Source organism: Winogradskyella sp. (genome assembly GCF_013213975.1).
GTDB lineage: Bacteria > Bacteroidota > Bacteroidia > Flavobacteriales > Flavobacteriaceae > Winogradskyella.
In genome coordinates this window covers 22,563-34,223 of sequence record NZ_JABSST010000035.1, presented here as the reverse complement: position 1 = coordinate 34,223, position 11,661 = coordinate 22,563, and the positions used below count along the sequence as shown (strand labels likewise).

The 11,661-nt window shown below is 35.0% G+C and carries 14 protein-coding genes; 9 read left to right on the top strand and 5 right to left on the bottom strand.

Annotated features, from left to right (window positions below; genetic code table 11):
- The 6 genes from trpB to HRU49_RS14705 form a co-directional block, all read left to right on the top strand.
- Positions 1–876 (top strand): tryptophan synthase subunit beta (gene trpB / locus HRU49_RS07125; RefSeq protein ID WP_296355597.1); only part of this gene is annotated, 876 nt, incomplete at its 5' end.
- A 2-nt stretch (positions 877–878) separates the two neighbouring features.
- Positions 879–1,643: a tryptophan synthase subunit alpha gene (gene trpA / locus HRU49_RS07120; protein ID WP_296355596.1), complete on the top strand. Its 765-nt coding sequence runs from the start codon at positions 879–881 to the stop codon at positions 1,641–1,643.
- 18 nt (positions 1,644–1,661) lie between these two features.
- On the top strand, positions 1,662–2,114 hold the full coding sequence (locus HRU49_RS07115) for a tRNA (cytidine(34)-2'-O)-methyltransferase (protein WP_296355594.1): 453 nt from the start codon (positions 1,662–1,664) through the stop codon (positions 2,112–2,114).
- Between the two features lie 85 nt (positions 2,115–2,199).
- Positions 2,200–2,619, top strand: a complete 420-nt coding sequence (locus tag HRU49_RS07110; RefSeq protein WP_296355592.1) for an EF-hand domain-containing protein — start codon at positions 2,200–2,202, stop codon at positions 2,617–2,619.
- Positions 2,620–2,720: 101 nt separating this feature from the next.
- Positions 2,721–2,876, top strand: a complete 156-nt coding sequence (locus HRU49_RS07105; RefSeq protein ID WP_296355590.1) for a hypothetical protein — start codon at positions 2,721–2,723, stop codon at positions 2,874–2,876.
- Between the two features lie 75 nt (positions 2,877–2,951).
- Complete coding sequence (locus HRU49_RS14705) at positions 2,952–3,116, top strand: YitT family protein (RefSeq protein ID WP_363146441.1); 165 nt, start codon at positions 2,952–2,954, stop codon at positions 3,114–3,116.
- Positions 3,117–3,216: 100 nt separating this feature from the next.
- Here the strand turns inward: HRU49_RS14705 and yaaA are convergent, their stop codons facing one another.
- The 3 genes from yaaA to HRU49_RS07090 form a co-directional block, all read right to left on the bottom strand.
- Positions 3,217–3,975 carry a peroxide stress protein YaaA gene (gene yaaA, locus HRU49_RS07100; protein ID WP_296355588.1) on the bottom strand — a complete coding sequence of 253 codons (759 nt, stop codon included), beginning with the start codon at positions 3,973–3,975 and terminating at the stop codon, positions 3,217–3,219.
- Between the two features lie 82 nt (positions 3,976–4,057).
- Positions 4,058–5,089, bottom strand: coding sequence for an RluA family pseudouridine synthase (locus HRU49_RS07095; RefSeq protein WP_296355586.1), 1,032 nt, complete (start codon positions 5,087–5,089; stop codon positions 4,058–4,060).
- Positions 5,090–5,093: 4 nt separating this feature from the next.
- The gene (locus HRU49_RS07090) at positions 5,094–5,645 is read right to left on the bottom strand and encodes a PASTA domain-containing protein (RefSeq protein ID WP_296355584.1); all 552 of its coding nucleotides are present in this window, start codon (positions 5,643–5,645) and stop codon (positions 5,094–5,096) included.
- Positions 5,646–5,770: 125 nt separating this feature from the next.
- On the opposite strand from HRU49_RS07090, the gene HRU49_RS07085 reads away from it, so the two are divergent.
- From HRU49_RS07085 to HRU49_RS07075, 3 genes are all read left to right on the top strand, one after another.
- Positions 5,771–6,751, top strand: coding sequence for a D-alanine--D-alanine ligase (locus tag HRU49_RS07085; protein ID WP_296355582.1), 981 nt, complete (start codon positions 5,771–5,773; stop codon positions 6,749–6,751).
- A 61-nt stretch (positions 6,752–6,812) separates the two neighbouring features.
- A complete protein-coding gene (gene coaD / locus HRU49_RS07080; RefSeq protein WP_296355580.1) occupies positions 6,813–7,274 on the top strand; it encodes a pantetheine-phosphate adenylyltransferase in 462 nt (153 codons plus the stop codon).
- A gap of 352 nt (positions 7,275–7,626) precedes the next feature.
- Positions 7,627–8,073 carry a HEAT repeat domain-containing protein gene (locus HRU49_RS07075; protein WP_296355577.1) on the top strand — a complete coding sequence of 149 codons (447 nt, stop codon included), beginning with the start codon at positions 7,627–7,629 and terminating at the stop codon, positions 8,071–8,073.
- 5 nt (positions 8,074–8,078) lie between these two features.
- On the opposite strand, the gene HRU49_RS07070 is transcribed toward HRU49_RS07075, so the two are convergent.
- Together HRU49_RS07070 and alaS are read right to left on the bottom strand one after the other, a co-directional pair.
- Positions 8,079–9,032, bottom strand: a complete 954-nt coding sequence (locus HRU49_RS07070) for a GSCFA domain-containing protein (RefSeq protein ID WP_296355575.1) — start codon at positions 9,030–9,032, stop codon at positions 8,079–8,081.
- Positions 9,033–11,645, bottom strand: coding sequence for an alanine--tRNA ligase (gene alaS / locus HRU49_RS07065; protein WP_296355574.1), 2,613 nt, complete (start codon positions 11,643–11,645; stop codon positions 9,033–9,035).
- Positions 11,646–11,661 lie beyond the last annotated feature (16 nt).

The window sequence follows — 11,661 nt, the reverse complement described above, 5'->3', positions numbered from 1 at the left end:
CTTGGTAAGAACAGAATTATTGCAGAAACTGGGGCAGGACAGCATGGTGTTGCTACAGCAACCGTTTGTGCTTTAATGGGTATTGACTGTATTGTTTACATGGGTGAAATTGACATTGCTAGACAGGCGCCTAATGTTGCAAGAATGAAAATGTTAGGTGCAGAAGTCAGGCCTGCACTGTCAGGAAGCCGTACGCTAAAAGATGCCACTAATGAGGCCATTAGGGATTGGATTAACAATCCTGTGGACACACATTACATAATAGGATCAGCTATAGGACCTCATCCTTATCCGGATATGGTAACACGTTTTCAATCCGTGATTTCTGAAGAAATTAAGTGGCAACTCAAAGTAAAGGAAGGTAGAGAAAATCCAGATTATGTTGTGGCATGTATTGGAGGAGGAAGTAATGCTGCCGGAACCTATTATCATTATTTAAATGATGAAAATGTTGGAATCATTGCTGTTGAAGCTGCGGGCAAAGGCATTCATTCAGGTGAAAGCGCAGCAACTTCAGTCCTTGGCAAAGAAGGTATAATTCATGGATGCAAGACCCTATTGATGCAAACTAACGACGGACAGATTACTGAACCATATTCCATTTCTGCGGGGTTAGATTATCCAGGTGTTGGTCCTTTACACTCTCATTTATATAAATCTGGACGTGGTGAATTTTACTCAGCAACTGATGACGAAGCCATGACTGCTGGCTTAGAACTAGCGCAATTAGAAGGCATTATTCCAGCCATTGAAACAAGTCACGCCTTAGCAATTTTTGAGCATAAAACATTTAAACCCGAAGATTTTGTTGTGATTAGCCTTTCTGGTCGCGGAGATAAAGATTTACAAAATTATATTGACTACTTCAAGTTATAAATATGAATAGAATTAATCAGAAATTACAAGAAGATAAGAAGCTTCTTTCCATATACTTTACCGCAGGTTATCCTAATATTAATGATACCTTTAAAATCATTGAAGATTTGGAAAAATCGGGTGTAGACATGATAGAAATAGGGCTGCCATTTAGTGACCCTTTAGCAGATGGACCAACCATACAAGAGAGTTCTACAGCCGCTTTAAAAAACGGAATGACTACTGATCGATTATTTGATCAATTAACAGATATCAGGCAATCGGTATCGATTCCTTTGATTATCATGGGTTATTTCAATCCTGTTTTGCAGTATGGAGTTGAAGCCTTTTGTAAAAAGTGTCAAGAGATTGGTATAGACGGATTAATCCTTCCAGATTTACCTGCCGATGTTTATGATGAGCAGTACAGATCTACTTTTGAAAAATATGGTTTAATTAATGTGTTTTTAATAACACCTCAGACTTCAGACGAACGCATTCGATATATAGATTCCATTTCTGATGGTTTTATTTATATGGTGAGTTCGGCAAGCACAACGGGAGCAAAAACTGGATTTGGTGCTATTCAATCTGAGTATTTTAAAAGAATCGATACTATGAAACTCAATAATCCGCAGATTGTTGGCTTTGGTATTTCTAATAATGACACCTTCAGACAAGCAACAACGTATGCCAAAGGGGCTATTATTGGTAGTGCTTTCATTAAACATGTAACACAAAAAGGCATAGATGATATTAAATCATTTATAGATCGTGTTTTACATTAGAATAACCTATAGAACATTATGCCACTGAATATTGTATTAATAGAACCAGAGATACCCAATAACACAGGGAATATTGGACGGCTTGCCTTAGCTACTGGATCTAAACTGCATTTGGTAAAACCCTTTGGATTTGAAATTAATGACAAGCGTCTTAAACGTGCTGGGCTTGACTATTGGCAGCACCTCGAAGTCATATACTACGATTCAATCGAAGACTTTTTTACAATTAATGAAGGAGCAAGTATGGTATTTCTATCGAGTCATGGCATAAAATCGCATTGGGACATATCATTTCGAGACAATATATTTTTAGTTTTTGGAAAAGAATCTGTTGGCTTATCAAAAGACCTCATAGCACAAAATAAATCTCAGCTGTTTAAAATTCCTATGTTCAGTTCTCATATTAGAAGTCTAAATTTAGCTAATGCAGTAAGCATTATAGTGTATGAAGGTTTACGTCAGCTCCGTTAAATTTATCCCAAAATTATTTTAACATTTAAACCCAATGGAAAATTTTGAGTCATAGTTGTGTTCGTTAATTAAAAAACATAAAATTATGATTTCAAAAACATTAAAAGTGAGTCTAGTCATGATATTGTTATGCTCAATATCGTTTGTTAATGCGCAAGAAAGACAGCGCGAAAAAAAGCGTAATCCAGAAGAATTATTTAAATCTTTAGATACAAATGCGGATGGAGAATTATCTCTAGAGGAATTTACATCAAAACGTCGGCGCGAAGACATAAAAGCTGAGGCAATCAACGATCGTTTTAAATCTTTAGATAATGATATGAATGGAAGTGTATCAATGGAAGAATTCGCATCTCGAAGAGAAGTATCTAAGGAAGAACGTATGCAACAACGCTTTGCAGAAATGGATGGTAATGGTGATGGCCAAGTAGATATTAATGAGTATAAAGTCTTCTTAGAAAATGTTGAAAAGAAAGGAAAAAAACGTATGCGTCGAAGACATTAAATTAGTCTAGCATATCAACCCCTGATAAATTAGGGTTTTTTTTACACTTAATACCAAACATACTTCTTGGTTTTGTAACCTCATAACAAATATACCACAGATTGAAAAACACAAAAACCTTAAGACTCATTTCCTGGTACCTTCAGATTGCTTTTAGATTGTTCTTACCAGTATTGGTCTTAAGGCGTTTAATTCTCAATGGCTTCCTAGATGATGGAGTTACAGGTATTGCATTATTCCTTAGAATTCAAGTATAAATTAATATATCATTTTTTCTCATTCTATTCAGTATCCCATTCTTACGCTTAGAATACTTCACCGTTTCCAAATAGATTGTAGTTAAATCCATAAGCAGTATTTTAAGCTTATCGGTATTTATTTACTTTGAAAATTTTGAAACGGTTACCGATGATAAATTACTTATCGCCATTTTTGGTAGTTTATTCTTAGGAGCAGGCATCGGCATTACCATAGCAGACATTTACATCTTTCTCTAGAAATTGCCTGTTGTATATTGTGGTAGTGTTAAGGTCCCTGCAATAAGTTTTTTCGTACTGTGTTGGATAAATGAGTCACGAGGTTGCTCACGAAAAAACATTATCTCACAAAAACCAACTCGGTTTCAGAAGATAAGTCATCACTGTAACCATAGCCTTCAGAATTAAATCCTTTTACATCATCCAAAGTCTTAGCACCGGTATCAATAATGTATCTGGTCATTAATCCACGAGCCACTTTGGCAAAAAATCCTATCATTTTGTACTCACCATTTTTAAAGTCTTTGAAGGTCACCGTAATCACCGGAACTTTCAAGGTCTTTTTGTCTATGGCTTTAAAATATTCGTTACTCGCTAGGTTTAAAAATACCTCATCATTTTCCAGCTCGTCATTTAAGGTTTGAGTAACTTTCTTCGTCCAGAACTCATAAAGATTTTTGTTTTTGCCAACAGGCATCTTAGTCCCCATTTCTAAACGGTAAGGTTGAATTAAATCCAGTGGCTTTAAAATACCGTATAAACCTGAAATGATTCTTACCGTATCTTGGACTTTATCTAACTTTTTTGCATCAATAGTATAGGCATCAAGACCTTTATAAACATCACCACTAAAGGCGTATAAAGCTTGTCTTGCGTTATCTTTATTAAAAGGTAATTGCCAGTCTTGATTACGCTCATAATTGAGTTGCCCTAAACTATCGGATATCTTCATGAGTTTAGACAAACTTCGAGCAGACTTTTTCTTAAGTAGTTTATTAATGCGTTCTGCCTCAGCTAAAAAATAACCCTCTGTGGTTTTAGAAGTTGGTAATTTACTCTCGAAATCTAGGGATTTCGCTGGTGATAAAACAAGTTTCATAGTCCAATTTTTATTCCTAACAAATTTACAAACTTGAGTTAAGACCTAAAACCAGAATTAACAAATAATACTAATAGTACTATTAATTATCTTGATGCTTAGCGTATCCTCGCCATTTTTCGATACAGCGTTGAATATCCTCCGGAATTTCTGAAGTAAAACTCATCCATTCACCAGTTGAAGGATGCTCAAATCCCAGGGTTTTTGCATGCAATGCTTGTCGTGGTAAAACCTTAAAACAATTCTCTACAAACTGTTTATATTTTGTAAATGTGGTCCCTTTTAAAATCTTATCACCACCGTAACGCTCATCATTAAATAAGGTATGTCCAATATGCTTCATATGAACGCGGATTTGATGTGTTCGTCCCGTTTCCAGCTTGCAACTCACTAGTGTTACATAACCCAAGCGCTCAATCACCTTATAATGGGTTACAGCTGGTTTACCTTTATAGGATTCATCACCTTCATAAACAGTATTTTGCAAACGGTTTTTTGGATGCCGCCCTATATGGCCTTCTACAGTACCTTCATCTTCTTCGATATGACCCCAAACTAAAGCTACATATTGACGTTCACTCGTTTTTTCAGCAAACTGATTAGACAAATGTGCCATGGCATTTTCAGTTTTTGCAACCACTAAAAGGCCACTCGTATCTTTATCGATGCGATGTACCAAACCAGGTCTATCGCTTGAATTGTTTGGTAAGTTTTCAAAATGATAAATCAGTCCATTAATTAAGGTTCCTGAGTAATTACCATGACCTGGATGTACAACCATTCCGGCAGGTTTATTAACCACTAGAACATCATCATCTTCATAAACTATATCTATAGGAATATCTTCTGCAACCAATAAATATTCATGTGGCGGATACTCAAATTTTACCGTGATATGATCATTTGGCTTAACCTTGTAATTAGACTTTACAGGTGTACCATTCACAAAAATACAACCATCTTTAGCGGCTTGTTGAATCTTATTACGCGTTGCATTTTCCACAAAATTCATTAAGTACTTATCGATGCGAAGCGGCTGCTGTCCTTTTTCTACTCTAAAAGCGTAGTGCTCGTAAAGTTCATCATCTTGGGAAATATCGACAATATCAGACATATACTTATCGGTTTCCGTTTCCTAAGACCAAATCGATAGTGGATGTCAAAGGTAACAGGGTTCCTGGCTTTAGAGTTTTTCCGTTATGCTTCATTTCTAATACTACATCTTTACCGATGTTATCGATATAAGAAATTTCACCTATCTTAAATTCTAGGGCTTGCAATTGTGGTTTTGCCTGTCTAAAGGTACGTTTTAAAATATCTGGCACTTCAACCTTTCTGTAACCTGAAGGGTTAAGAATGAGATATATTTTTCTGTTCTCCTTGACCTGAGCACCAGCCAAAGGGTTTTGTTCAATAACAGAATATTTTGGGTAATTCGGATTAAAATTAGCCGAATCTTGAATCTTCATAGTTAAATCTAAATCATCGAGCTCAATTTTTACAGTTTCAATGGACTTTCCTTTTAAGTTAGGAACAACAACAAATTCGCCATGATTAGTAGTTACATTTAACCATTTAAGCACAAAAAAACTTAATACAATGATGGCGACAATAGCCAAGGCCAATTGCTTAAAAAATACCTTACTGCTTAAAAACTTAACGAAACTCATATATGAAGGATTGGTAGACAAAACTAATAAATAATCTAACGTATTAAAATTAATATACGTATGCCAGGCGCATTTAGTTTATAAAAAATAAATGATACTTTTACCTAACGCACTATAACTAAAACATGAAAAAAAATATTGCAATCATCATGGGAGGATATTCTAGCGAATATCAAATTTCTTTAAAGAGCGGTAATGTTGTTTACCACACTCTTAATAAAGAAAAGTATAATGCTTACCGCATCCATATTTTTAAGCATAAGTGGGTTTATGTAGATGCCAATGATAATGAGCATCCAATAGATAAAAACGACTTTTCAGTTGTATTAAATGGTGAAACTATCGCATTTGATTGTGTATTTAATGCCATACATGGTTCACCAGGTGAAGATGGTTATATGCAGGCCTATTTTGAATTATTAGCTATTCCTCATACCAGCTGTAGCATGTATCAAGCTGCGTTGACATTTAATAAGCGTGATTTGTTAGCGACACTCAAGCCCTATGGCATTAAGACAGCTGAAAGTTATTATCTTAATCTTGGAGACCACATAGATGAAGACGCTATTGAAGCCAAAGTTGGTATGCCGTGTTTTGTAAAAGCAAACAAAGCAGGCAGTAGTTTTGGCGTTTCGAAGGTTTATAAAAAGGAAGACTTAAAAGCAGCCATAAACAACTCTTTTAACGAGGATAATGAAATTATTATAGAAGAGTATTTAGATGGTGTTGAAGTCTCTGTTGGTGTAATGTTGTATCGTGATGAAGTAAGGGTTTTACCTATCACTGAAATTGTTTCTGAAAATGATTTCTTCGATTACGAAGCCAAGTATGAAGGAAAATCTCAAGAGATAACACCTGCTAGAATATCGAAAGATTTTGAAGAAAAAACGAGAAAAGTGGCAAAGCAGATTTTCGAAGTTTTAGGCATGACTGGATTTTCAAGAAGCGAATTTATTTTCAAAAATGATGAGCCTTATTTTCTTGAAATAAATACTGTTCCTGGCTTAACTAATGAGAGCATTTTACCGCAACAGGCTGTCGAAGCTGGAATAAGTATGGCAGATTTATTTGATAATGCTATTGAGCAAGCATTAAAAAAACATTAATTTCTATCTTTGACACATGGATTACCACAGTTTTTCAAATAGGACCAACAACTAAACCAAGATGAAAAGAGCATTATTTCCAGGATCCTTTGATCCAATTACAAATGGCCATTACGATATCATTAAACGTGGCATAAAATTGTTTGATGAAGTAATTGTGGCCATAGGAATTAATGCTGATAAAAAATACATGTTCTCTCTTGAAGAGCGCAAGACATTTATTGAAGAGGCATTTAAGGAGGAACCTAAAATTAAAGTTGTGACTTACAAAGGCCTCACTGTAGATTTCTGTAAAGAAAATGATGTTGACTTTATACTTCGAGGCCTGCGAAATCCTGCAGATTTTGAGTTTGAAAAAGCGATCGCTCATACCAATAGAAAGTTATCAAAAATTGAAACTGTTTTTCTACTTACAGCAGCAAAGACATCATTTATATCGTCATCAATTGTGCGCGATGTGATTAGAAATAATGGAGATTACACGGTATTAGTACCTGGTAGTGTAGTTGTAGGCTCTAAATAATACAGCGTAAAAAAAAGCATCAGATACAATGTGCAATTGCTTGCATGATTTATAACTAATGCTTTTTTAAAAAATTGATTAATAGCATTAGTAATATAAAATTAATTTTTGAGAGATAAAGATTTATTCGATTAAGAACTATTTAAGAAGATTAAGCGTAGTAAAATCTGTGTTACTCCTAATCATAACTAATCTCAATAATTAATTACATTGCAGTCATCCTTGGAATTGCAAATTTCATTATAATTCATTCTTTTGCAATATTTTAACTAAGAGTCTCTTGAAGATATATGATTACTATTGTAACAAAAGAAGACCCAGAATTACCAATAATTAGTAGCAACATCAAATTATGATCTTACCATTTACATTCTTGCTTTTTAAATTAAAGGTTATAGAACCTTCTGAGCGTATGATAGATCTTTGGAAGGATACATTTGCAATAAATAAATTGGAGTATGCGCTTATCAATGGAAATTACAAAACAAGACAGCTTGCTGCAGAAGCCTTAGAAATTATTGGAGAAGCATCTTCAATTCCATTATTAATTAAGGCTAGTAACGATCGAATTCATAAAGTATCTATAGCAGCATTAAACGCGCTAGAAGCTATTGGTTACAGTGATCAACTTATTATTTCAATTACACAGAAACGATTTAAATGGTTTAAAACCATACAACGTAAGGAAGAGCAATTAAAAGAAAAAAAACAACAGAAATATAACATTTACAAGTGGAAACGTTCTAGCAAAAAATCATTTGAAATGATAAAAGAACGGCTAAAGCGACCTATTAGATAAACTGACTAATCCAATTGAATACTCGGGAATTCTCCTTGAAATTCTCTAATTTCACGAGCTAGTTTTTCTAGAAATATTTGATGAGCTTTAGAATTTGGATTGAAAGGCCTATGGGCTTTTTTCGCTTGGATTTGTCCAATTCTTTTTGATGTATTAATTGTAGTTTCTGTCATCCAAACCTGTTGAAATTTTTCCCATATGTAATTAATTGCTAAGGAGCTAGGATGAAGCATATCATCATTATAAAAGCGATAATCCCTAAGATCATCCATCATAAGCTCATAAGACGGAAAGTAATAGAGTTGTTTTCGAGCATCAACCACTTGATGAATTGCAGCAATCAAATGAGCCTTACTCTGTGTATTCTCAACGAAGCCATCCTTTATATGCCTAACAGGAGACACTGTAAAAATGAAACTTACCTTAGGATTAATACCCCTTACCAATGCCACTATTGCGGTAAGAGATTCATTAATCTCATCTACCGATAGTAATTCTTTTAGGAATTGTTTTTGCGGTAACTTATGGCAGTTAGCCACCAACTTATCCCTTTCTAAAAATCGGTACACCCAAGCGGTACCCAGTGTAATAATAACGTGGCTACTTTCACATAATACATCATAAGATTGATCTAATGCAGTATTAAGATTTTGAAGCAATTGGGTCTTGGACGTATCATTCAATTTTGAATGTGCATCTAGGCAAGACCATTGCCCGTTTTGAAATACCAATTCATCTTCAGTATAGTAATCCTTGTTTATTACTCTAGAAATTAAGGTTTCTATGGCTAAAGGATGAAACAATATACCTACAGGATTAACCAGAGATTGGAATTTAAAGTAGGCTAATTTAGCACCAATATTTTCAGAAAAGCACGATCCAAATAATACTAATTTAGAACTATAATCGATGTGATTATGAGGCTGACTAGATAATGGTATTTGTGTTTGAAGTTTCAATTACAAATAATCTTTAGCCTTCTGTAAAGCCTCTTGTATCCCTTCGGGATTCTTACCTCCAGCAGTTGCAAAAAACGGCTGTCCACCACCGCCTCCTTGAATAAATTTACCCAATTCCCTTACTATTTGACCAGCATTTAGATTCTTATCAGCAACAAGATTCTTAGATACATAACAAGACAGCAAGGCTTTACCGTTATTATTGGCTCCAAACAAGGCAAAAAGGTTATCTACTTCACCACCGAGTTCAAAGCAGAGATTTTTTATTCCCGCAGCATCAAGATCAACTTTTTTCGCAATAAAATTGACACCATTTAGTGCTTCAATTTCGTTTTTAAGTTCTCCCTTTACATTCTTGGCCTTATCTTTTAATAGCTGGTCTATTTGCTTTTTTAGGTTTGCATTTTCAGCCTGTAAACTTTGAAGAGCTTTTACAGGTTCTTTTGAATTATTAAGCAAATCCTTCATTTCAAAATAAGCTCTGTTATTTTCAAAATAAAAGTCCTTAACAGCATCATGAGTTATAGCCTCTATACGTCTAATACCTGAAGCCACTGCACTCTCAGATGTAATTTTAAAATGCCATATATCAGAAGTGTTTTTAACGTGAGTCCCACCGCAAAGTTCAATGGACTGACCAAATCGTATCGTACGCACAGTATCTCCGTACTTTTCACCAAATAAAGACATTGCACCTTCTTCGATAGCTTGATCTTTAGGTACATTTCGTCTTTCTTCTAAAAGTAGCTTATCATTGATACGTCCATTGACAAAATTCTCGACATCACGCAATTCTTCAACCGTTAATTTTGAAAAGTGAGAAAAGTCAAAACGTAAGTGTTTTGAATGTACGGCTGAGCCTTTCTGCTCTACATGATCACCTAAGACCTCTCGGAGTGCCTGATGCAATAAATGGGTTGCCGTATGATTACATTCTGTTCTGTAACGTTGTTTAGCATCTACGGAAGCCATAAATGTCTCTGTAAGATGCTCTGGTAAGTTTTTGGTAAAGTGAATAATCACATTGTTTTCCTTTTTGGTGTCAAGAATGTAAATCACATCACCATGAATATCCTCAAGATAGCCTTTATCACCAACTTGTCCACCACCTTCTGCATAAAACGGTGTTAGATTAAAGACCAGTTGATACATATCACCGTCTTTTTTAGAAGTAACCTTTCTGTATCGTGTAATTTTAACCTTAGCTTCAAGTGTATCATAACCAATAAATTCTTGTTCAGAATCTTCTAGCAAGACCGTCCAATCATCGGTAGACATTTCACTGGCTTGACGTGAACGCTCTTTCTGAATCTGTAAATGCTCATCAAAACCTTTTTCATCCAGCTTCAAATTCTTTTCAGAGAGAATTAAGGCAGTAAGGTCAATAGGAAATCCATAAGTATCATAAAGTTCAAAAGCCTTTTCACCAGATACTGTATCGCCTTTTGTTTCTTCGACGATACGATTCAATAATATCAACCCTTGTTCTAAGGTTCTTAAAAACGAAGATTCCTCTTCTTTAATAACATTTTCAATCAGTTGTTTTTGAGCTTTAATTTCAGGAAATGCATTCCCCATTTTCTTACTCAAAATATCAACTAAGCGATACATAAAAGGTTCTTTTTTATCTAGAAATGTAAAACCATAGCGAACCGCTCGTCTTAATATTCGTCGTATCACGTAGCCTGCACCAGTATTACTTGGCAACTGGCCATCTGCAATAGAAAATGCCACTGCTCTTACATGGTCTGAAATCACTCTAATCGCTACATCCACCTTGTCATCTTTTCCATAATCCTTATTAGAAATGGCTTCAATTTCACGAATAATTGGTGTAAACACATCGGTATCATAATTAGATTGAACCCCTTGTAAAACCATACATAAGCGTTCAAAACCCATTCCTGTATCGATATGCTTACTCGGCAAAACCTCTAAAGCACCAGACGCCTTTCGGTTGTATTGCATAAACACCAAATTCCAAATCTCAACAACCTGAGGATGATCCTTGTTTACTAAAGACTTACCATCGACCTTTGCTTTTTCTTCAGCCGAACGAATATCGACATGAATCTCACTGCATGGTCCACATGGACCTTGGTCACCCATTTCCCAGAAGTTGTCTTTTTTATTACCCATAAGAATACGATCTTCTGGAATAAATGCTTTCCATAAATCATAGGCTTCCTGATCCATCTTAAGATTATCTGCATCATCGCTACCTTCAAAAATAGTGACGTATAACATGTCTTTATCAATACTGTAAACCTCCGTTAATAATTCCCAAGCCCAAATAATAGCCTCTTTCTTAAAGTAATCACCAAAACTCCAATTACCAAGCATTTCAAAAAGGGTATGGTGATAGGTATCATAACCCACTTCTTCTAAATCGTTATGTTTTCCGGATACTCTTAGACATTTTTGAGTGTCTGCAATTCTATTTTTCTTTGGTTCAGCATTACCGAGAAAATACTCCTTAAATGGGGCCATACCAGAGTTTACAAACATTAAAGTTGGATCGTCCTTAGTTACCATTGGTGCCGAAGGCACAATAAGATGTTCTTTCGCTTTAAAGAAATTTAAAAACTTTGCTCTAATATCTTGAGACGTCATATACTGAATTTAAGGC

Bases quoted from the DNA above. Each gene is read 5' to 3' on its own strand.
- trpA (WP_296355596.1), top strand. From the start codon at position 879: ATGAATAGAATTAATCAGAAATTACAAGAAGATAAGAAGCTTCTTTCC.
- HRU49_RS07115 (WP_296355594.1), top strand. From the start codon at position 1,662: ATGCCACTGAATATTGTATTAATAGAACCAGAGATACCCAATAACACA.
- HRU49_RS07110 (WP_296355592.1), top strand. From the start codon at position 2,200: ATGATTTCAAAAACATTAAAAGTGAGTCTAGTCATGATATTGTTATGC.
- yaaA (WP_296355588.1), bottom strand. From the start codon at position 3,975: ATGAAACTTGTTTTATCACCAGCGAAATCCCTAGATTTCGAGAGTAAA.
- HRU49_RS07095 (WP_296355586.1), bottom strand. From the start codon at position 5,089: ATGTCTGATATTGTCGATATTTCCCAAGATGATGAACTTTACGAGCAC.
- HRU49_RS07090 (WP_296355584.1), bottom strand. From the start codon at position 5,645: ATGAGTTTCGTTAAGTTTTTAAGCAGTAAGGTATTTTTTAAGCAATTG.
- HRU49_RS07085 (WP_296355582.1), top strand. From the start codon at position 5,771: ATGAAAAAAAATATTGCAATCATCATGGGAGGATATTCTAGCGAATAT.
- coaD (WP_296355580.1), top strand. From the start codon at position 6,813: ATGAAAAGAGCATTATTTCCAGGATCCTTTGATCCAATTACAAATGGC.
- HRU49_RS07075 (WP_296355577.1), top strand. From the start codon at position 7,627: ATGATCTTACCATTTACATTCTTGCTTTTTAAATTAAAGGTTATAGAA.
- alaS (WP_296355574.1), bottom strand. From the start codon at position 11,645: ATGACGTCTCAAGATATTAGAGCAAAGTTTTTAAATTTCTTTAAAGCG.